Origin of the sequence: Pseudomonas sp. HS6, assembly GCF_023375815.1 — a bacterium.
Classification (GTDB): domain Bacteria; phylum Pseudomonadota; class Gammaproteobacteria; order Pseudomonadales; family Pseudomonadaceae; genus Aquipseudomonas.
In genome coordinates, this window is sequence record NZ_CP067412.1 from 4125012 (window position 1) to 4145368 (window position 20357).

General features: G+C 60.5%; 20 protein-coding genes and 1 other RNA gene. 9 read left to right on the top strand and 12 right to left on the bottom strand.

The window, feature by feature from the left end; genetic code table 11:
* Positions 1-25: 25 nt before the first annotated feature.
* Positions 26-2899 carry an aminomethyl-transferring glycine dehydrogenase gene (gene gcvP, locus JJN09_RS18630; RefSeq protein ID WP_249482995.1) on the bottom strand — a complete coding sequence of 958 codons (2874 nt, stop codon included), beginning with the start codon at positions 2897-2899 and terminating at the stop codon, positions 26-28.
* Between the two features lie 156 nt (positions 2900-3055).
* Here gcvP and JJN09_RS18635 point away from each other — a divergent pair, with 156 nt between their 5' ends.
* On the top strand, positions 3056-4198 hold the full coding sequence (locus JJN09_RS18635) for a DegT/DnrJ/EryC1/StrS aminotransferase family protein (protein WP_249482996.1): 1143 nt from the start codon (positions 3056-3058) through the stop codon (positions 4196-4198).
* Positions 4199-4270: 72 nt separating this feature from the next.
* Here JJN09_RS18635 and gcvH read toward each other — a convergent pair whose 3' ends face one another.
* From gcvH to JJN09_RS18680, 9 genes are all read right to left on the bottom strand, one after another.
* Positions 4271-4654 carry a glycine cleavage system protein GcvH gene (gene gcvH, locus JJN09_RS18640; protein ID WP_249482997.1) on the bottom strand — a complete coding sequence of 128 codons (384 nt, stop codon included), beginning with the start codon at positions 4652-4654 and terminating at the stop codon, positions 4271-4273.
* Between the two features lie 49 nt (positions 4655-4703).
* The gene (gene gcvT / locus JJN09_RS18645) at positions 4704-5786 is read right to left on the bottom strand and encodes a glycine cleavage system aminomethyltransferase GcvT (RefSeq protein WP_249482998.1); all 1083 of its coding nucleotides are present in this window, start codon (positions 5784-5786) and stop codon (positions 4704-4706) included.
* Between the two features lie 156 nt (positions 5787-5942).
* Positions 5943-7559 carry an iron ABC transporter permease gene (locus JJN09_RS18650; protein WP_249482999.1) on the bottom strand — a complete coding sequence of 539 codons (1617 nt, stop codon included), beginning with the start codon at positions 7557-7559 and terminating at the stop codon, positions 5943-5945.
* Positions 7560-7654: 95 nt separating this feature from the next.
* Positions 7655-8659 (bottom strand): extracellular solute-binding protein, encoded by a 1005-nt coding sequence (locus tag JJN09_RS18655; protein WP_249483000.1) that lies wholly within the window; start codon positions 8657-8659, stop codon positions 7655-7657.
* 170 nt (positions 8660-8829) lie between these two features.
* The gene (locus tag JJN09_RS18660; RefSeq protein WP_249490825.1) at positions 8830-10047 is read right to left on the bottom strand and encodes a 2-octaprenyl-3-methyl-6-methoxy-1,4-benzoquinol hydroxylase; all 1218 of its coding nucleotides are present in this window, start codon (positions 10045-10047) and stop codon (positions 8830-8832) included.
* Positions 10048-10056: 9 nt separating this feature from the next.
* Positions 10057-10542, bottom strand: a complete 486-nt coding sequence (locus tag JJN09_RS18665; RefSeq protein WP_249483001.1) for a DUF4442 domain-containing protein — start codon at positions 10540-10542, stop codon at positions 10057-10059.
* Complete coding sequence (gene ubiH / locus JJN09_RS18670; RefSeq protein WP_007951808.1) at positions 10535-11722, bottom strand: 2-octaprenyl-6-methoxyphenyl hydroxylase; 1188 nt, start codon at positions 11720-11722, stop codon at positions 10535-10537. The genes JJN09_RS18665 and ubiH overlap by 8 nt, the downstream gene beginning before the upstream one ends.
* On the bottom strand, positions 11719-13053 hold the full coding sequence (pepP, locus tag JJN09_RS18675; RefSeq protein WP_249483002.1) for a Xaa-Pro aminopeptidase: 1335 nt from the start codon (positions 13051-13053) through the stop codon (positions 11719-11721). Before pepP ends, ubiH begins: the two co-directional genes overlap by 4 nt.
* Before the next feature lie 27 nt (positions 13054-13080).
* Entirely contained in the window at positions 13081-13641 is a 561-nt protein-coding gene (locus JJN09_RS18680) for a YecA family protein (RefSeq protein WP_249483003.1), read from the bottom strand.
* Between the two features lie 125 nt (positions 13642-13766).
* Here JJN09_RS18680 and JJN09_RS18685 point away from each other — a divergent pair, with 125 nt between their 5' ends.
* The 4 genes from JJN09_RS18685 to JJN09_RS18700 all read left to right on the top strand — a co-directional run bounded on the left by JJN09_RS18685 (position 13767) and on the right by JJN09_RS18700 (position 15186).
* A complete protein-coding gene (locus tag JJN09_RS18685; RefSeq protein ID WP_007940359.1) occupies positions 13767-13976 on the top strand; it encodes a TIGR02449 family protein in 210 nt (69 codons plus the stop codon).
* The gene (locus JJN09_RS18690) at positions 13973-14290 is read left to right on the top strand and encodes a cell division protein ZapA (protein WP_007967943.1); all 318 of its coding nucleotides are present in this window, start codon (positions 13973-13975) and stop codon (positions 14288-14290) included. Before JJN09_RS18685 ends, JJN09_RS18690 begins: the two co-directional genes overlap by 4 nt.
* 30 nt (positions 14291-14320) lie before the next feature.
* A non-coding RNA gene (gene ssrS, locus JJN09_RS18695) (6S RNA) lies at positions 14321-14499 on the top strand.
* Positions 14500-14580: 81 nt separating this feature from the next.
* Entirely contained in the window at positions 14581-15186 is a 606-nt protein-coding gene (locus JJN09_RS18700) for a 5-formyltetrahydrofolate cyclo-ligase (protein ID WP_249483004.1), read from the top strand.
* Between the two features lie 37 nt (positions 15187-15223).
* On the opposite strand, the gene JJN09_RS18705 is transcribed toward JJN09_RS18700, so the two are convergent.
* Entirely contained in the window at positions 15224-15379 is a 156-nt protein-coding gene (locus tag JJN09_RS18705) for a hypothetical protein (protein WP_007911192.1), read from the bottom strand.
* 197 nt (positions 15380-15576) lie between these two features.
* Here JJN09_RS18705 and JJN09_RS18710 point away from each other — a divergent pair, with 197 nt between their 5' ends.
* Positions 15577-16029 (top strand): EVE domain-containing protein, encoded by a 453-nt coding sequence (locus tag JJN09_RS18710; protein WP_249483005.1) that lies wholly within the window; start codon positions 15577-15579, stop codon positions 16027-16029.
* A gap of 156 nt (positions 16030-16185) precedes the next feature.
* Here JJN09_RS18710 and JJN09_RS18715 read toward each other — a convergent pair whose 3' ends face one another.
* Positions 16186-16593 (bottom strand): flagellar basal body-associated protein FliL, encoded by a 408-nt coding sequence (locus JJN09_RS18715; protein WP_065259922.1) that lies wholly within the window; start codon positions 16591-16593, stop codon positions 16186-16188.
* 150 nt (positions 16594-16743) lie between these two features.
* Here JJN09_RS18715 and JJN09_RS18720 point away from each other — a divergent pair, with 150 nt between their 5' ends.
* The 3 genes from JJN09_RS18720 (at position 16744) to JJN09_RS18730 (ending at position 20347) form a co-directional block, all read left to right on the top strand.
* Complete coding sequence (locus JJN09_RS18720; RefSeq protein WP_249483006.1) at positions 16744-17721, top strand: NADPH:quinone oxidoreductase family protein; 978 nt, start codon at positions 16744-16746, stop codon at positions 17719-17721.
* 167 nt (positions 17722-17888) lie between these two features.
* The gene (locus JJN09_RS18725; protein WP_249483007.1) at positions 17889-20075 is read left to right on the top strand and encodes an S-type pyocin domain-containing protein; all 2187 of its coding nucleotides are present in this window, start codon (positions 17889-17891) and stop codon (positions 20073-20075) included.
* A complete protein-coding gene (locus JJN09_RS18730) occupies positions 20072-20347 on the top strand; it encodes a bacteriocin immunity protein (RefSeq protein ID WP_249483008.1) in 276 nt (91 codons plus the stop codon). Before JJN09_RS18725 ends, JJN09_RS18730 begins: the two co-directional genes overlap by 4 nt.
* The last annotated feature ends 10 nt before the right edge of the window (positions 20348-20357 follow it).

The window sequence follows — 20357 nt, forward strand, 5'->3', positions numbered from 1 at the left end:
CGAGCGGCATTTTTTTGCCCGCCAATCAGCGGTAATCGTCTACCGGCACACATGCGCAGAACAGGTTGCGGTCGCCGTAGACGTTGTCCACCCGGTTCACCGCCGGCCAGTACTTGTGCGCCTTGGTGTGCGCATCCGGGGTAATGCCCTGCTCGATACTGTAAGGCCGTTCCCAGACGCCGGTGATATCGGCCAGCGTATGCGGCGCGCGCTTGAGCGGGTTGTCCTCGGCCGGCCAGTTGCCGTTCTGCACTTCGGTGATTTCCGCACGGATGCTCAACATGGCGCCGATGAAGCGGTCCAGCTCAGCCTTGGACTCACTCTCGGTCGGCTCGACCATCAACGTCCCCGGCACCGGGAACGACATGGTCGGTGCATGGAAACCGTAATCCACCAGGCGTTTGGCGATGTCTTCCTCACTGATACCGGTCTGCGCTTTCAGCGGCCGCAGATCCAGAATGCACTCGTGGGCCACCCGATCATTGCGCCCGGTGTAGAGCACGGGAAAGGCGCCGGACAGATGCTGCGCCAGGTAATTCGCCGCGAGGATCGCCACTTCGCTGGCGTCCGCCAGTTGCGGCCCCATCATGGCGATGTACATCCAACTGATCGGCAAAATGCTCGCACTGCCCCAGGGCGCTGCGCTCACTGCACCGTTCTGCGGTTGCGGCCCGTCGATCGGCACCACCGGGTGATTGGCGACGAACGGCGCCAGATGCGCGCGAATGCCGATCGGCCCCATACCCGGCCCGCCTCCGCCGTGGGGAATGCAGAAGGTCTTGTGCAGGTTCATGTGCGACACGTCAGCGCCGATGTCCGCCGGCCGCGCCAGCCCGACCTGGGCATTGAGGTTGGCGCCATCCATGTACACCTGACCGCCGTGCTTGTGGATCACTTCGCAGATTTCGCTGATGCCCTCCTCGTACACGCCGTGGGTCGACGGATACGTCGCCATCAGGCACGACAGCTTGTCCCCGGCCTCGGACGCCTTGGTTTTCAAATCCTCCAGATCGACGTTGCCCGCTTCGTCGCACCCGACGATCACCACTCGCATCCCGGCCATCTGCGCCGAGGCCGGGTTGGTGCCGTGAGCCGAGGACGGGATCAGGCAGATGTCGCGCCCGCCCTGATGGCGACTCTCGTGATATTTGCGGATCGCCAGCAACCCAGCGTATTCGCCCTGGGCACCTGAATTGGGCTGCATGCAGATCGCATCGAATCCGGTGATCGCGCACAGCCAGCGTTCCAGCTCTTCGATCATCAGCGTGTAACCAACGGCCTGTTCCCGAGGCACGAAGGGGTGCAGGTTGGCGAATTGCGGCCAGGTAATCGGGATCATTTCGCTGGTGGCATTAAGTTTCATGGTGCAGGAACCCAGCGGAATCATCGACTGGTTGAGCGCCAGATCCTTGTTCTCCAGCTGCTTGAGGTAGCGCAGCATCTCGGTTTCGCTGTGATGGGCGTTGAACACCGGGTGTCGCAGATAGGGTGAGCTGCGCAGCAGCGTGTCCGGGATTCCGGATGCAAGCGCTTCAGCGTCGAGTTCTTCGACGTTCAGTCCATGATCGACGCCCAGCAACACGTCGAACAGTTTGCCGACGGTGCTCTCGTCACAGGTTTCATCGAGGCTCAGGCCCAAGTGGCCGCGACCGAGAATGCGCAGGTTGATCTGCGCAGCCTGAGCGCTTTCGATGATCGCCGTTTGTGCGCCGCCCACGTCCAGGGTCAGCGTGTCGAAAAAGTGCTGGTTGATGCGCTTGATACCGTGACGCTCGAGGCCGGCAGCGAGGATGCAGGTCAGCCGATGGACTCGCTGGGCAATTCGTTTCAGCCCTTGCGGCCCATGATAGACCGCATAAAAACTGGCAATGTTGGCCAACAACACCTGGGCGGTGCAGATGTTCGAATTGGCCTTCTCCCGGCGAATGTGCTGCTCGCGGGTTTGCAGGGCCATGCGCAGCGCAACATTGCCGCGCGCGTCTTTCGAGACGCCGATGATCCGCCCGGGAATCGCCCGTTTGTACTCTTCGCGACTGGCGAAAAACGCCGCGTGCGGCCCGCCGTAACCCATCGGCACACCGAAGCGCTGTGAAGAGCCGAACACCACATCGGCGCCCAGTTCACCCGGTGGCGTCAGCAACAACAGACTCAGCAGATCAGCCGCCACACAGGCCAGCGCCTGTTGCGCATGCAGGTGATCGATCAACGGACGCAGGTCGCGGACCTCGCCGTGGGTGTCGGGGTATTGCAGCAATGCGCCGAACACCTGGTGCTGCTTCAAGTTATCCACAGCGTCGATGATCAGCTCGAAGCCGAAGCCTTCGGCGCGGGTCTGCACCACGGAAATAGTCTGGGGATGACAGTTTTCGTCGACGAAAAACAGATTGCTCTTTGACTTCGCCACGCGTTTGGCCAGCGCCATGGCCTCGGCGGCCGCAGTGGCTTCGTCGAGCAACGAGGCGTTGGCCAGCTCAAGACCGGTCAGGTCGATTGTCAGTTGCTGAAAGTTGAGCAACGCTTCGAGCCGGCCCTGTGCGATCTCCGGTTGATACGGCGTGTAAGCGGTGTACCAGCCGGGATTTTCCAGCACGTTGCGCAAAATGACCGTCGGTGTGAGGGTGCCGTGGTAACCCATGCCGATCAGGCTGGTCCAGACCTGGTTCTGTGCGGCGTACCCGCGCAGTTTCGCCAAGGCCGCCTGCTCGTCCAGCGCGGGCGGCAGGTCCAGTTCGCGGTTGAGGCGGATGGCGGGCGGGACGGTCTGCTCGATCAGTTCGATCCGGCTGCCCAGACCCAGGCTGTCGAGCATCGCCTGCTGCTCGGCGGCATCGGGCCCGAGGTGACGGCGCAGGAAGGCATGGGGGTCGCGTAACTGGCTCAAGGATGGCAACTGGGACATGACGGGCTCTCTCTTGGCTGGCGCTCGGCGTCAATGCAACACGGTCAAACCAGCATAGCAGTGGATACCATCGCGGACGGCTTGGCGGCGGGTGGCCAGACGGGGCATGCTGTGGCACCTGCAACACGCGCCCAACCCTCGGATGATCGAATCCTCATGAGCCAACTGCCGTTTCTACCGTTTTCCAAACCTGTCATCGATGAAGCCACCATTGCCGCCGTCGGTGATGTCCTGCGTTCCGGCTGGATCACCAGCGGGCCGAAGGTCCAGGCCTTCGAGGCGCAACTGTCGGAATATTTCGGCGGGCGCCCGGTACGCACGTTCAACTCCGGCACCTGCACCATGGAAATCGCCCTGCGCATCGCCGGCATCGGCCCGGGGGAAGAAGTGATCACCACGCCGATTTCCTGGGTGGCCACGGCCAACGTGATTCTTGAGGTGGGGGCCACTCCGGTGTTCGCCGACATCGATCCGGTCACCCGCAACATCGACCTGGACCGACTGGAAGCGGCCATCACCCCGCGCACCAAAGCCGTCATTCCGGTCTACCTCGCCGGGCTGCCGGTGGACATGGAGCGCCTGTACGCCATCGCCAAAAAACACAACCTGCGCATCGTCGAAGATGCCGCCCAAGCACTCGGTTCGAGCTGGAACGGCCAGCGCATCGGCGCCACCGGCGATTTCGTGTCGTTCAGCTTCCAGGCCAACAAAAACGTGACCTGTTCCGAAGGCGGATGCCTGGTGCTGAACACGCCCGAGGAGGCGCGTCTGGCAGAGAAATATCGCCTGCAAGGCGTCACCCGTACCGGGTTCGACGGGCTGGATGTCGATGTGCTGGGCGGCAAGTTCAACATGACCGACGTCGCAGCGACCATCGGCCTCGGCCAGTTCGCTCACATCGAAACCCTGACCGCCCATCGTCAGGAACTGGCTCGCCATTACTTCAAATGCTTTGGCGACGACTTCGAAGCCACGTACGGTGCGCAACTGCCGCCAGCGGACTTCACCAACAGCAACTGGCACCTGTTCCAGCTGGTGTTACCGGAGCGCCAGGACGGCTTGCCGGCGCGGGCCACGTTCATGGAACAGATGCAGGCGCTGGGCATCGGCATCGGTTATCACTACCCGCCGATCCACCTGCTGAGCCTGTACCGCGAGCGCGGCTTCAAGGAAGGGATGTTGCCGGTGGCCGAGCGCGTCGGACGACTGATTGTGTCGTTGCCGATGTTCACGACCATGACCAAAGCAGATGTCGAGCGCTCGGTGGCAGCGGTCAAAGCAGTGTTGGGCAACGCCTGACCCATCCCCGATAAAAAGCTGCACGCACAAAAAAGCCCCGACGGATCGGGGCTTTGCGGTGTTGCGTGAAGCTTATTCGCCGATGGCGGCCTTGTAGGCGGCAGCGTCGAGCAGCTTGTCCAGCTCGGCCTTGTCGCTTGGCTTGAGCTTGAAGATCCACGCGGCGTACGGATCGTTGTTCAGTTCTTCCGGCGAGTCGGCCAGCTCTTCGTTGACCGCTATCACTTCGCCGCCGACCGGGGAGTAGATGTCGGAAGCGGCCTTCACCGACTCGACAACACCGGCAGCATCACCGGCAGCAAACACCTTGCCGACTTCGGCCAGTTCAACGAACACCACATCACCCAACGCTTCCTGGGCGTGATCGCTGATGCCCACGGTGACGGTGCCGTCGGCTTCCAGGCGTGCCCATTCATGACTTTCGGCAAAACGCAGGTCGGCGGGGATATTGCTCATGTTCTGTGTCCTCAGGAAATAGGTCAGCGGTCGTGCCCGCCGGAAAAGGTTAGATCAAGGTTTTGCCGTGACGGACGAAGGTCGGTTTGACCACTCGTACCGGATACCACTTGCCACGGATTTCCACTTCGGCGCGGTCGGCAGTCGCCATCGGTACACGCGCCAGGGCAATCGACTTGCTAAGCGTAGGAGAGAAACTACCACTGGTGATCTCCCCTTCGCCAACATCAGCGATACGAACCACCTGATGCGCACGCAAAACCCCGCGTTCCTCGAGCACCAGACCCACCAGTTTGTGCTGCACGCCGGCGTTTTTTTCCGCTTCCAGCGCATCGCGACCGATGAACCGACGCGTGGCCGGCTCCCAGGCGATGCTCCAGGCCATGTTCGAGGCCAGTGGCGAAACGTCCTGATGGATGTCCTGACCGTAGAGGTTCATCCCGGCCTCCACCCGCAAGGTGTCGCGAGCGCCGAGGCCAATGGGAGAAATGCCGGCGCCCACCAGATCGTTGAAGAATCCGGGGGCCTGATCGGCCGGCAGGGCGATTTCCAGACCGTCCTCACCGGTGTAGCCGGTCCGCGCAATGAACCAGTCGCCGTCGACGTGGCCTTCGAAAGGCTTGAGCATCTGGATCAGGTTGGCGCGGGACTGGGTCACCAGTTCGGCAATCTTGTGCCGGGCATGGGGGCCTTGAATGGCGAGCATCGCCAGATCCGTGCGCTCATGCAGCTGCACGTCGAAGCCGGCGAGTTGCGCCTGCATCCACGCCAGGTCCTGATCGCGGGTCGAAGCGTTGACCACCAGTCGGTAACCGTCTTCGAGGCGGTAGACGATCATGTCGTCGACGATGCCGCCGCGCTCGTTGAGCATGGTGCTGTACAACGCACGGCCGGGGCTGTGCAGACGTTCGACGTCGTTGGCCAGCAGATGCTGGAGCCAGGCCTTGGCCTGCTGGCCGGCGACATCGATCACGGTCATGTGGGATACATCGAAGACCCCGCAATCGCGACGCACCTCGTGGTGCTCCTCGACCTGCGAGCCGTAATGCAGTGGCATGTCCCAACCGCCAAAATCGACCATCTTCGCGCCGAGGGCGAGATGCAGGTCATACAGAGGCGTACGCTGTCCCATGGGTTTCTCCTTCCGGGCGTGGCGAAGGTGCGGAGCGCTGCTGCACGGTTTGAAAGCCCCGTGGAAGAAGGCTTTCAGCCGATTTCAGCGACAGGGTCTGTCAGACGGACCGCACCGAATGCCGCGCATTGTAGCCGCATGATTCAGGACTGACGACTAAGTGTTTCGATGCGCCGAGCGGCGAATAAGTCCGATGACCGGCAACAAACCGACCAGCACGAGGGTCAGCGCCGGCAACGACGCCCTCGCCCATTCGCCTTCACTGGTCATTTCAAAGATGCGCACGGCCAGCGTGTCCCAGCCAAACGGGCGCATCAGCAGGGTGGCGGGCATTTCCTTGAGCACATCGACGAACACCAGCAGCGCGGCGCTGAGCGTGCCGGGGAGCAACAACGGCAGATACACTTTGAAAAACAGTCGCGGCCCACTGACACCCAGGCTACGTGCCGCTTCAGGCAAAGAGGGCCGTATACGCGCCAGACTGCTTTCCAGCGGCCCGTAGGCCACCGCCACGAACCGCACCAGATAGGCCATCAGCAACGCCGCCAGACTGCCCAGCAACAACGGTTTGCCCGCACCGCCGAGCCAGCCGGACAGCGGAATCACCAGCTCACGATCCAGATAACTGAACGCCAGCATGATCGACACCGCCAGCACCGAACCCGGCAACGCGTAGCCGAGGTTGGCCAGACTGACCCCGGAACGGATCGCCCGGGTCGGTGCCAGACGTCGGGCGAACGCCAGCAACATCGCCACGCTGACCGTGATCAACGCCGCCATGCCGCCCAGATACAGGGTGTGCAGAATCAGCCCGGCGTAACGCTCATCCAGATCAAAACGCCCGCGCTGCCAGAACCACACCACCAGTTGCAGCACCGGGATGACAAACGCACAGGCGAACACCAGACCACACCAGCCAGTCGCCGCCCAGGCCTTCGGCCCGCGCAGGTGATACAGCGCTTTTACCCGTGGTCGTTCGTTGCTTGCCCGGTTCGCGCCACGGGCGCGACGCTCGCCGTACAACACCAGCATCACTACCAGCAGCAACAGACTGGCCAGTTGCGCAGCGCTCGACAGGCTGAAGAAGCCATACCAGGTCTTGTAGATCGCCGTGGTGAAGGTGTCGAAGTTGAACACCGACACCGCGCCGAAATCTGCCAGGGTTTCCATCAGTGCCAGCGCCACGCCAGCGCCGATGGCCGGCCGCGCCATCGGCAATGCCACCCGCCAGAACGCCTGCCACGGCGACTGCCCTAGCACCCGCGCCGCTTCCATCAGGCCTTTGCCCTGAGCGAGAAACGCGGTGCGCGCCAGCAAGTAAACGTAGGGATAGAACACCAGCACCAGCACCAGAATCACTCCGCCGGTGGAACGCACCCGTGGCAGACGCAGACCGGTTCCGAACCACTCCCGCAGCAGGCTTTGCACGGGACCGGCGAAGTCCAGCAGGCCGACGAACACGAATGCCAGCACATAGGCCGGGATCGCGAAGGGCAGCATCAACGCCCAGTCGAGCCAGCGCCGACCGGGGAATTCGCAGAGGCTGGTGAGCCACGCAAGGCTTACGCCCAGCAGGGTCACGCCGATGCCGACACCGAGCACCAGCGTCAGGGTGTTGCCCAGCAGACGCGGCATCTGGGTTTCCCACAGGTGCGACCAGATCTGTTGGTCGATGGTCTGCCACGACAGCAGGAGGACGCTGAGGGGGAGCAGCACCAACGCGGCGATGGTGAAGACGATGGGGTACCAGCGGCGTTGGGCGGGGTGGGCCAAGGAAAGACTCTCGTTAAATGAATGTGCCCACGCTCTGCGTGGGCACACATCCTGTGACGCTGCGCGTCACGCTTGCGGCGATTCGACGCGCAGCGTCAGTTCCAACCCGCCCGATCCATCATCCGAATCGCTTCAGCCTGACGCTTGCCCGCCACTTCAACCGGCAACGTATCAGCCACAAACTGCCCCCACGCCGCCACTTCTTCCGAAGGCTTCACCGCCGGATTCGCCGGGAACTCCTGGTTCACGTCGGCAAAGATCTTCTGCGCCTCAGGCGTGGTCATCCACTCGACCAGCGCCTTGGCCGCTTCCGGGTGCGGTGCATGTTTGGTCAGGCCGATGCCCGACAGGTTGACGTGCACTCCGCGATCCGCCTGGTTCGGCCAGAACAGTTTCACCGGCAGATCCGGCTTCTGCTTGTGCAGGCGACCGTAGTAGTAGGTGTTGACGATGCCGACGTCGCACTGGCCGGCGTTGATCGCTTCCAGCACCGCGACGTCATCGGAGAACACGTCGGTGGACAGGTTGTTGACCCAGCCCTTGAGGATCTTCTCGGTTTTCTCGGCGCCGTGGACTTCGATCATGGTGGCGGTCAGCGACTGGTTGTAGACCTTCTTCGCCGTGCGCAGGCACAGGCGGCCTTCCCAGTTCTTGTCGGCCAGCGCTTCGTAGGTGGTCAGCTCACCCGGCTTTACCCGTGCGGTGGAATAGGCGATGGTCCGCGCGCGCAGGCTCAGACCTGTCCAGGCGTGGGTGGACGAGCGGTATTGCAGGGGAATGTTGGCGTCGATGGTTTTCGAGGTGAACGGCTGGAGAATGCCCATCTGTTCGGCCTGCCAGAGGTTGCCGGCATCGACGGTCAGCAGCAGGTCGGCGGTGGCGTTCTCGCCTTCGGCCTTGATCCGCTGCATCAGCGGCGCTTCCTTGTCGGTGATGAACTTGATCTTCACCCCGGTCTTGGCGGTGTAGGCGTCGAACACCGGTTTGATCAGTTCATCGATACGCGACGAGTAGACCACCACCTCATCGGCGGCCTGGGCGGCGGTGCTGCCAATCAGGGTCAGGGCCAGTGCGGTCAGAACACGCTTGGATGCCAACATGGGAGTGATCTCTCGGTCGGGAAAAGTGGCCCAAATGATAAGGACTCACATTTACCAGCTCAATCGATCACTTTCCCAAGGAGTTACCAGATGTTGCACGACATAGGCGGTGCCTGATCTGACGCCTTCGCGGGCAAGCCCGCGAAAGGGCCCTCAGTCTCAACGGAGAATTAAGGTTTAGCCAGGACGGGAAGGTCCCCGGTCAGCCCCAACGCTTCACGCACGAACAACGCCTTGGCCTCTGGCATCTGCTCGACGATTTTCAGTCCGGTGTTGCGCAACCAGCGCAGCGGCAGCGGATCGGCCTGGAACAACCGCTCGAAGCCCTCCATTGCGGCCATCAGCGCCAGGTTATGCGGCATGCGCCGACGCTCGTAGCGGCTCAGCACTTTCACATCCGCAAGGCGTTCGCCGCGTTCGTGGGCTTGCAACAGCACTTCGGCCAGTACAGCGGCGTCGAGGAAACCGAGGTTCACGCCCTGCCCCGCCAACGGGTGAATGGTGTGCGCGGCATCACCGATCATTGCCAGGCCTTCGGCCACGTAGCGCTTGGCATGGCGTTGACGCAGCGGCACGCACAGACGCGGGTCGGCATTGATGACTTCGCCGAGGCAGCCTTCGAAGGCGCGCTCCAGCTCACGGCAGAAATCCGCTTCATCCAGCGCCATCAACCGCTCGGCTTCGCTTGGCGTGGTCGACCAGACGATCGAGCACCAGTCCTGCTGACCATCTCGCTCCAGCGGCAGAAACGCCAGCGGCCCGTGATCGGTGAAGCGCTGCCACGCGGTCATGCGGTGCGGTTTGCTGCTGCGCACGCTGGTGACGATGGCGTGATGCAGATAATCCCACTCGCGAGTGGCGACACCGGTCAGACGGCGCACGGCGGAGTTGGCACCATCCGCCGCGATCACCAGCGGCGCGCGCAGGGTGCGGCCGTCGGCCAGGGTCAGCAGCCAGTCGTCACCGGAGCGGCGCATCTGCTCCAGCCGCGCATTGGGCAGCAGGCCCAGATCGCAATCGTGCAAACGGTCGAGCAAGGCATCCTGCACCACGCGGTTTTCGACAATGTGGCCGAGCACATCGGCATGCACGCTACTGGCCGAGAAGTGAATCTGCCCGGTGCCGCTGCCGTCCCAGACATGCATGTCGGTGTACGGACTGCTGCGTCGGTTGACGATGCCGTCCCACACGCCGAGGCGATCGAGAATGCGCTGGCTGGCTGCCGACAACGCGCTCACCCGTGGCTCGAACGGGGCGTCGCCATTGAAGGGTTTGACGCTCAACGGACTGCCATCGAGCAGCAGGACTTCCAGCCCACTGTCCTGCAACGCCAGCGCCAGGGCGCTGCCGACCATTCCGGCTCCGACAATCAGCAGATCTGCGCGCATTTCCATGCTTTAAGCCTGTCTCGCTTGCGGCTTGAGCCGCACGTAAAGGGTTTTACCGACCCGCGCCACCAGGTTGCCGGCGCCGTCATGAATGTCGACCTGCAACTGCGGCAGGTATTTCTCGCCACTGGCGGTCTGCCGACGGATCTCGTCGAGCAGGGTGTCGTCGATGTTGAACCGGGCGAACACCGGGCCTTTGCCCGGCGATATGAAATCAATGTCAGCGGCCTTGTCCCAGACGATGTACCGCGAGCCGAGGTTCTCCATGAGCATCAACATGAAGAACGGGTCGACCATCGAATACAGACTGCCGCCGAACTGGGTGCCGACGTAATTGCGGTTGTACCAGCCCAGACCCATCGAAACCTGGATGTCACGAAAGTCATCGCTGATGTACTTCACCCGGACACCGGCGCCGAGGTATGGCGGGTAGAACGTCATGATCCAGCGCATCAACCGCGCCTTGCCAAACTGTTTGATCAGCCACTCACGCATCCGGCCGCGTCCCCAGCCCCATGGCCTGACGGGCGAACCAGCGTTTGGCCGGCGGCAGCAGATCGAGGCCGAGCAGGCCGATGTTGCGCCCCAGCGACACCAGTGGCTGGGTGCTGCCGAACAGGCGCGTGACCTGATCGGAGAAGCCCACGGTGAGGTCCTGATCGAGGCGCTGACGTTCGCGATAAGCCTGCAACGTAGCGAAGTCCCCCAGCGGTTTGTCGCTGGCCAGCAGTGCGGCGGCCAAGGCATCGGCATCGCGCAGGGACAGGTTGAAACCCTGCCCGGCAATGGGGTGCAGGCTGTGGGCGGCGTTGCCGAGTACGGCCAGATGCGAACGCACCTGCTCTTCGGCTTCCACCAGCGACAGCGGATACAGATGCCGCGCACCGACCTGTTTCAAAGTGCCGAGGCGGTAACCGAACACGCCTTGCAGTTCGCTGAGGAAATCCCGTTCGCTCAGGTCTGCCAGACGTTGCGCGTCCATGCCCAGACGGGTCCAGACCAGCGCGCAGCGGTTTTCCGGCAGTGGCAGCAGCGCCATCGGGCCTTCGTCGGTGAAACGCTCGAAGGCCATACCGTTGTGCGCTTCGCTCGGGGTAATGTTGGCGATCAACGCGCTCTGGTTGTACGGGCGCTTACGCACGTTGATGCCCAGTTGCTCGCGCAGACCGGAACGGCCGCCATCGGCGAGCACCGCCAGATCGCACTCGACCGTGGTTTCATCGTTGAGGGTCAGGCGATAGCCGTCGGGCAGCGGCTCCATGCGGGTGACTTCGGCCGGGCAACGCCAACTGATCACCTCTTTGTCGAGGTGCTGCCACAGGCACTGGCCGAGCCAGGCGTTTTCCACCACATAGCCGAGCGCCGGGACGCCCTCTTCCATCGCTGACAGTCGGGCGGTGGAAAAACGTCCACGGTCGGACACATGAATTTGTTTGATCGGCTCGGCGCGGCGGGAGATTTCCTGCCACACGCCCAGCCGCTGATAAATCTGCCGCGAACCGAAGGATAGCGCCGAGGAACGCGCGTCGTAGCTTGGCTGCCAGGTGTCACCGGGAGCGAACGGTTCGATCAGCACGATCTTCCAGCCACGGGCCTTGGCCCCGGCCTGCAAGGCCAACGCCAGACTGGCGCCGACCAGACCGCCACCGATGATTGCCAGATTGACCCGACTCATGCCGCGCATGTCCGTGCTTGTGCCATCAGGGCTTCGATCTCGGCGACGGTTTTCGGCACGCCGTGGGTCAAAATTTCACAACCGCTCTTGGTCACTACCACGTCATCCTCGATGCGCACGCCAATGCCGCGCCATTTCTTCGCTACGTTCTGATTGTCCGGGGCGATGTAGATGCCCGGCTCCACGGTCAGCGCCATGCCGACTTCCAGCACCCGCCATTCGCCGCCGACCTTGTATTCGCCGACGTCATGTACATCCATGCCCAGCCAGTGGCCGGCGCGGTGCATGTAAAACGCCTTGTAGGCCTCGCTGCCGATCAACTCGTCCACTTCGCCCTGCAACAATCCCAGCTTCACCAGCCCCGCGGTGATCACCCGAACTGTAGCTTCGTGTGCCTGGTTCCAGTGCTTGTTCGGGGCGATTTCGGCGAACGCGGCTTCCTGTGAGGCCAACACCAATTCGTAGATCGCTTTCTGCTCGGCCGAGAATTTGCCGTTGACCGGCCACGTCCGCGTGATGTCGCTGGCGTAGCAGTCGATTTCGCAACCAGCGTCGATCAGCACCAGATCACCGTCCTTGAGCAACGCGTCATTCTGCTGGTAATGCAGGATGCAGCTGTTGCGCCCGGCGGCGACGATCGAGCCGTAGGCGGGCATTTTCGCCCCGCCCTTGCGGAACTCGTAATCGAGTTCGGCTTCGAGGCTGTACTCGTACAGCCCGGCACGGCTGGCCTGCATCGCCCGGATGTGGGCCTGGGCGGAAATCCGCGCCGCTTCGCGCATCACCTTCACTTCTGCCGCCGATTTATACAGACGCATGTCGTGCAGCAGGTGATCCAGGGCAACGAATTCGTTCGGCGGCTGGGCACCGAGGTGCGCCTTGGAACGGATCACGTTGATCCAGTCCATCAGGTGGCGGTCGAATTCCGGGTTGCTGCCCATGGCCGAATACACCCGGTCGCGGCCTTCGATCAGGCCCGGCAGGATGTCGTCGATGTCAGTGATGGGGAAGGCGTCGTCGGCGCCAAAATCGCGAATCGCGCCTTCCTGGCCGGCGCGCAGGCCATCCCAGAGTTCCCGTTCGGCATTGCGTTCACGGCAGAACAGCACGTATTCGCCATGTTCGCGGCCGGGCATCAGGACGATGACCGCCTGTGGCTCGGGGAAACCACTCAGGTACTGGAAGTCGCTGTCCTGGCGGTAGACGTGCTCGACGTCACGGTTGCGAATGGCAACCGCGGCGGCGGGCAGGATGGCGATGCTGTTGGGTTCCATCTGCGCCATTAGCGCCTTGCGGCGACGGCTGTATTCCGCTTTCGGGATATGGATCATGGGCAGATGGCTTTCCCTGGCACGCGATCAGTGCAGCGACGGCTTGGCGGCTGGCGGCACGTCGGCTTTCTTGGTTTCGGAGAACAGCAGCAGCGGCGCTACACGCAGGTACTCCATGACTTCCATGTAATCGCTTTCGCCGTCTTCGGACTCTTCCAGTGCATCTTGCACCTGAGAGATTGCCGCCAGATCCTGCAACACTTCGGTGGCCTCGGTGCTCAGCATGCTGCTGTCGCGGCAGTTCAGGCCGAAACCGGTGAGGAAGCCCTGGCACCATTCACCCAGCGCGGCAGCGCGCTCGGCCAGTGGCGCGTCATCGTTCGGAAGCAGCAGAACCACGGTGACGTCGTCGCCGGTGAGTTCGCTCTTGACCATTTCCTGCAGGCCGATCAGCGCGTTGCGGACGTTGTCCTGCGGCTCGCTTTCGAGCAGCTCGGCGGCATCGATCAGCCATTCGTCTGCATTGAAGCCGGCGCCGGCGCAACTGCGGCCAAGCAACAGGCCGTGCAGTTCAGCAGGCGAAACGGAGTGACCGCTGGAATTCAGCAGGGTGGCAAAGCCTTGGTACGGGGAATTCTGAATGGGCATGGGCAGCTAGGCGCCAGACGGCGCTATGTCTAGAATGAAGGCCTTGTATCCTACATCGACAGACTCGCCAAGACCATTAAAGGCTGTCCGCCAGCCAAACCCATCAGACCGAATCAGTGGACACAATGGAAGACACCGACCTGCAAGCGCTGATGGCCAGACTCGAACTGCTGATTACTCGGGTCGAGCAACTAAAGAGTCAAAACGCACTCTTACTAGCTCAGGAAAAGACTTGGCGCGAGGAACGCGCTCACCTCATTGAAAAAAACGAAATCGCCCGGCGTAAGGTCGAATCGATGATTTCGCGCCTCAAGGCCCTGGAGCAAGACTCATGAGTTCAAGCAATAGCGTTACCGTGCAGATCCTCGACAAAGAGTATTCGATCATCTGCCCGCAGGAAGAACGCAGCAATCTGGTCAGTGCCGCGCGTTACCTGGACGGCAAGATGCGCGAGATTCGCAGCAGCGGCAAAGTCATCGGCGCCGACCGCATCGCCGTGATGGCCGCGCTGAACATCACTCACGACCTCTTGCACAAAGAAGAGCGCCCGGACATCCAGGCCAGCGGTTCGACCCGTGAACAGGTGCGTGACTTGCTCGATCGTGTCGATCTGGTACTGGCCGACGATCCGGACATCAGCAAGGGCTGATTCGCCAGACGGCTTGAGGTATACTCGCCGCACTCCCTGGGGTGCTTGCCAGTTGACGATGTCCCTGAGCCGATTTGCTATACCCTGGAGGTTGCACGTTGGGCTGGTGTGCATGTCCGCCAGACGGAAAGCCTTAAAGTCTACTGCTTCCTCCACCTTGAACTTTCGGGTTCAAGGGCTAAGTTGACAGCGGTTCATCCGGGGAGCCTTATTCGAATCCGATGTCGGTGCATGCCGACATCGGATTTTTTATGCGTACGTTTTCGTCCTCATCCTGCCGAAGCCGAACCATGACCGATTCCGCGCCGCTGCCCCGCCCCCAACTGCGCCGCCTCCTGCGCAAGGCCCGTCGTTCACTGACGCCGAGCCAGCAACGCCAGGCCGCCGAAGGCCTGTATAAGCAACTCGCGCAGGACCCGCAATTTCGCCGGGCGAAACACATTTCCCTGTACTTGCCCACCGACGGTGAAATCGACCCGCGTCTGTTGCTGCGCGCCGCCCAGCGTCGAGGCAAGAAAACCTACCTGCCGGTGCTGAGCGCCTGGCCGCGGACGAAAATGGTCTTTCAACAGATTCGGCCCGGCGAAAAGCTGCGGCCCAACCGCTTCCGCATCCTTGAGCCCCGGGTCAACGTGGCCCGCCAGCGCAAGATCTGGGCACTGGATCTGGTGTTGTTGCCATTGGTGGGGTTTGACGATGTCGGCGGACGTCTGGGGATGGGCGGCGGATTCTATGATCGCAGCCTGGCGTACCTGGCCCGACGCCAGAACTGGCGCAAGCCGACGCTGTTGGGCCTGGCCCATGAATGTCAGAAAGTCGAACGACTGGCGCAGGCCAGCTGGGATGTACCGTTGCAGGGAACGGTGACCGACAAGGCGTGGTATTTCGCAGGGTAGACGCCGCGAGGGATTCAGCGGCGTCGGGAAGACGGTGTCAGCGCTTGAACGCTGTCGACTGCTGTACTTGTTGCGCCACTTCAATCGGAGCATCGGCCTTGTTGGCCCACAGACTTTGCGCATAACCCGTGGTCACGACGCCCAGGCCGAACAAAATCACCAAAGTCCACAGCAAATCCGGTTTGCGTTTCATCGATTGCCCCCCTCAAGGCACATCATCACGATGACAGCAGCGGTTTCCATTCGTAGGCCGTGCAGCAGCGTCAAGCTTTAAAGGCCGGCATTTTGCGACAACGTGAACCTCTGCGCAAATGCTGGCGTCAACCGACTGTCGGTTTGTCATAAAATTGCCCGACAACCTGCCCAATGACCGTTTCAGGAGCACACACCATGGCCTATTGGCTGATGAAATCCGAGCCCGACGAACTTTCGATCAAAGGCCTGGAAAAACTCGGCAAAGCGCGCTGGGACGGGGTGCGCAACTATCAGGCGCGCAATTTCCTGCGGGCCATGGCGGTGGTGGATGAGTTCTTTTTCTATCACTCCAGCTGCCCGGAGCCGGGCATTGCCGGAATCGGCAAAATTATCGAGGCGGCCTACCCCGACCCGACGGCACTCGAGCCCGAGAGCCACTACTACGATCCGAAAGCCACACCGGAGAAAAACGCCTGGAGTGCGATCGATGTCGCCCATGTCGAGACGTTTGCCCGGGTGTTGAAGCTGGATTACCTGAAGCAGCAGACCGCGCTGGCCGAAATGCCACTGGTACAGAAAGGCTCGCGGCTGTCGGTGATGCCGGTGACGGCCGAGCAGTGGGCGGCGGTGATCGCGCTAAAACCCTGAATCATCCTTCGCCTGACAAAATGCCTTCGCTGGCAAGCCAGCTCCCACAGGTATTTCTGGTGGTCACAAATTATGTGTTCACTAAAAATCCCTGTGGGAGCTGCGTTGCGACGATTCGACTTGCCAGCGATGGGGGCCGCCCGGACAACGAATGCCTTACTGAATGATCAGGTTGTTGAACAACAGATCCTCGACCACCGGCTTGCCGGTCTCGTCATTCATCACTTGTTGAGTCTGCTTCAAGGCTTCCTGACGCAGTTTTTCCTTGCCTTCGATGCTGCCCATCGCATCGGTGGTCTGCTGGGTGAACAGCGCCACCAGCTGATTGCGGATCAGCGGCTCGTTGGCCTTGACCAGTTTGGTCGCCTCGTCACCGGTCACCCGCAACGCCACGTCGGCCTTGTAGACCTTGAGCTTCGGCGTGCCGTCCAGCCCATAGTTGCCCACGAACGGCGGGCTCAGGGTGATGTAGTTGACCTTTGGCGCCTCGCCTTCTTTGGCTTCTTCGGCCAGCGCTGCCACAGGCAGAGACAGGGCCAGCAACAACATGATCCACGCTTTCACAATTCGCTCCTTATCCGGTTTGCGGCCTAGCATAACGACCCGCCGCGCAAGCACAAGCTTATGGCGGACTATCAGGGTCGGGCATGCTCGTTGACCCGTTGACTGCCACACCTACACTTATCGGCCATCACTCCCAAAGGAATAGCCCTGATGAAAGCCGTGCTGTGCAAAGCCTTCGGCCCTGCCGAATCGCTGGTGCTGGAAGACGTCGCCAGTCCTGTCGCCAAGAAGAATGAAATCCTGCTGGACGTGCACGCCGCCGGGGTCAACTTCCCGGACACGCTGATCATCGAGGGCAAATACCAATTCAAGCCGCCCTTCCCGTTCTCGCCCGGTGGCGAAGCCTCCGGCGTAGTCAGCGCGGTAGGTGAAAAGGTCAGCCACCTGAAAGTCGGCGACCGGGTCATGGCTCTGACCGGCTGGGGCAGCTTCGCCGAGCAGGTGGCGGTGCCGGGCTATAACGTGCTGCCGATTCCACCGTCGATGGACTTCAACACCGCCGCCGCCTTCAGCATGACTTACGGCACGTCGATGCACGCGCTCAAGCAGCGCGGCAACCTGCAACCGGGCGAAACCCTGCTGGTGCTCGGTGCTTCCGGCGGCGTTGGCCTGGCCGCCGTGGAGATCGGCAAAGCCCTGGGCGCCCGGGTGATCGCCGCCGCCAGCAGCGCCGAAAAACTCGCCGTGGCCAAGGCTGCCGGTGCCGACGAACTGATCAACTACAGCGAAACCAGCCTCAAGGACGAAATCAAACGCCTGACCGACGGCCAGGGCGCCGACGTGATCTACGACCCGGTCGGCGGCGACCTGTTCGACCAGGCCATCCGTGCCATCGCCTGGAACGGCCGCCTGCTGGTGGTCGGTTTCGCCAGCGGCCGCATTCCCGAACTGCCGGTCAACCTTGCGCTACTCAAGGGCGCAGCCGTGCTCGGCGTGTTCTGGGGCTCCTTCGCCCAACGCCAGCCACAGGACAACGCGGCGAACTTCCAGCAACTGTTCGGCTGGTTTGCCGAGGGTAAGTTGAAACCGCTGGTGTCGCAGGTGTATCCACTGAGCGAGGCGGCGCAGGCAATCAATGATCTTGGGCAGCGCAAGGCTGTGGGTAAGGTTGTGGTGCAGGTTCGCTGAGCCTGAAGCCTCCCAAGGCCAGAACCGCAGACTTAGCGGCTCTGGCCTTTTTTATATCAACGAAAAGTAGCCGCACATATATTGGATAACTCGGCGGTAAACATGTACCGCAATCACTCTATAAAACTACGATAGTTTTCTGCCATACAGACACAAGGAGTAACTGTATGAGCAATCAAGACTGGCGCCCCGGCCAGCCATTACCTTTAGGCTTAACCGAAGTTAATCCATACAAGACACCTACCTCCTCACCAATCTCCGAAGGTGGTGGATACGACCGCACTGGCAGAACAAGAAACAGAAGCCGAACCGGCACAGACTTATTCACTCAATTATCTCGGCAAGACATTGCCGAAATCAACGAAGCTCTCTTCATTTCAGATACGGTACAAAATATCGAAGCGAGTAAACAAGAGATTGCACATGACCACCAAGTAAAGCTTGGTCAACTTCCTAACACCCTTCAATCGGAAATAACCTCAGCGACTTCGAGCATGGGCGGTACACATGGTCTTTCACCTGTACAAACACTGACTCGGCAACAGGCTGCCATCAATCATTTGATACATAAAAAGTCTGCCGAGCGGAACATGCATCAAACGCGGGCCAATGCCTTTTATGGAGGTGACCCGCTAATAAGAACTCAGCAGGACCTTGTCGAAGCCTACTTGCGAGTACCTGCAGCAGAGGTGCCGCATAGGTGGAGAGACTCATACACATCAGCTTATGCACTAAACAGAAATACAGAGGAGATCAGGCAACTCACTGACAGACTCCATACACTGTCCTTCCAAATAGCTCAGGCCTATGCACAGGCCTCAGCCCAGCGGCTTGCCGAATTACAAGCCGAGGCTATTGCCAGGGCTGCCCACGCAAAAGCAGCTGCGGAGCAATCAGCCAGGGACGCAGCACATAGAGCCGCTCTAGCAGAAGCGGAAGCTGAGCTCGCGAGACAACGAGAAGTAGAAAAACAAGCTGAGCATAAGAGAAAGCACACAGCCGCGTCTGACGCTGCGAATCGGTTTGACACGCTGCTAAGCGAGCTAACACCAAACCAACTGGAATCGATAGACGAAAGAATTCGGTGGATGAAGAACAAGCATCGAAAACTGTATCTAGCACACGTCGAAGCATCCAAAGCCGAGCGCGAATTCAAAGACTTCTACAATTTTCGAAGGCGGAGCAAACGCTGGAGCACGATAAAAAACCTACAAAACGAAATCAGCACGTTAATACGCCAGAAAAACACGATAACAAAACTCGAGCTGCCCACCCTCGACGGCGTAATGACCTCCGCTCGGCCCTTGGTAGTCAGTTCTGACGGACTAATCGCGGGGTTCGAAGGCTCGCCTCTTACGTTAGGCAAGGCGCTCGACACTCTCGGCGCCCTACGCGGCGCAATATCCGCCGGGCCAGTCAGTACGTTTCTAGCTTCAGTTTTTTATACGCCGACACTCGGCAATGGCGAACTGCAGCGCAGCCCGTTGATTCTTACGATCCCGTTATCACAACTCGCCCAGAACGATGAGCATGTAGCACTTCCTGGATCGGCCGAGGCCAACTGGCTCCCTGCCCGCGCGGTATCGTCGGTTAAGGGAGAGCACACGCAGCTCTATTTACGTTCAGCCGATCCAGGTCAAACGGTCAGAGTCAGGCAAGCAAAGTTTAATCGCTCGGACAATCTCTACACCTTCACGACCGAGGGATTGTTCCCGATCACGTTGACCTGGACGCCCAAGACGCCTCCTGGAGACGACATTCCCGACACCACTGAATTGCCCGCAACCGATTCTGGAACCAGAATTTATCCCGGAGCCCGCGTTACCCAGATTGAAGGCCGGCTAGACGAGCACCCTGCCTGTGAAATAGACGACCCTGATGACTACATCCTGACGTTTCCCATCGAGTCGGGAATCGAATCCATTTACATGATGGCCACGCGTGGCGGCCCTCGGTATGAGCCGGGGACGGCTAAAGGCAAGGGGCAAGAGGTCGGCGAAAATTGGTTGGGTGGCGCGAGAGAATCAAGTGGCGCACCAGTCCCTGCACAGATTGCGGATCAACTAAGAAATCAGGACTTCAGAAATTTTGATAGATTTCGCGAAAAATTCTGGAAGGCCGTCGCATCTGATGAGTTATTAAGCGAACAGTTTGGTAGAGTTGACTTAAAGCAAATGCGTGGAGGTTCAGCCCCTAATTCTGATCCTAGTGACAATGTCGGTAGAAGAGATAAATACGAAATTCATCATAAACAAAGAATAGCGGACGGGGGCGCTGTGTACGATGTTGAAAACCTGTCAATTCTGACTCCCCAAGCGCATATAGAATTACATAAAAAAGGCAATCAACAATGAAACTCAAAGCGCGACTGGAAGACTATACGGAAGCTGAATTTCTACTATTCATAACAGAGTTTTTTGAGGATACGAACGGTTTAACCGGAGACGCATTAGGAAATTACACGAGCAATCTAATGCGACACTTTGAAGAGATTACAGAGCACCCTCGAAAACGACTCGTGCTTACTCGCCCGATCAATGGTAGAGAGGACAGTCCAGAAGGAGTTTTAGAAGAAATCAAAGAGTGGCGCCAAGCAAACGGCAAGCCTGGGTTCAAAGCTGAATAATTCATCAGCC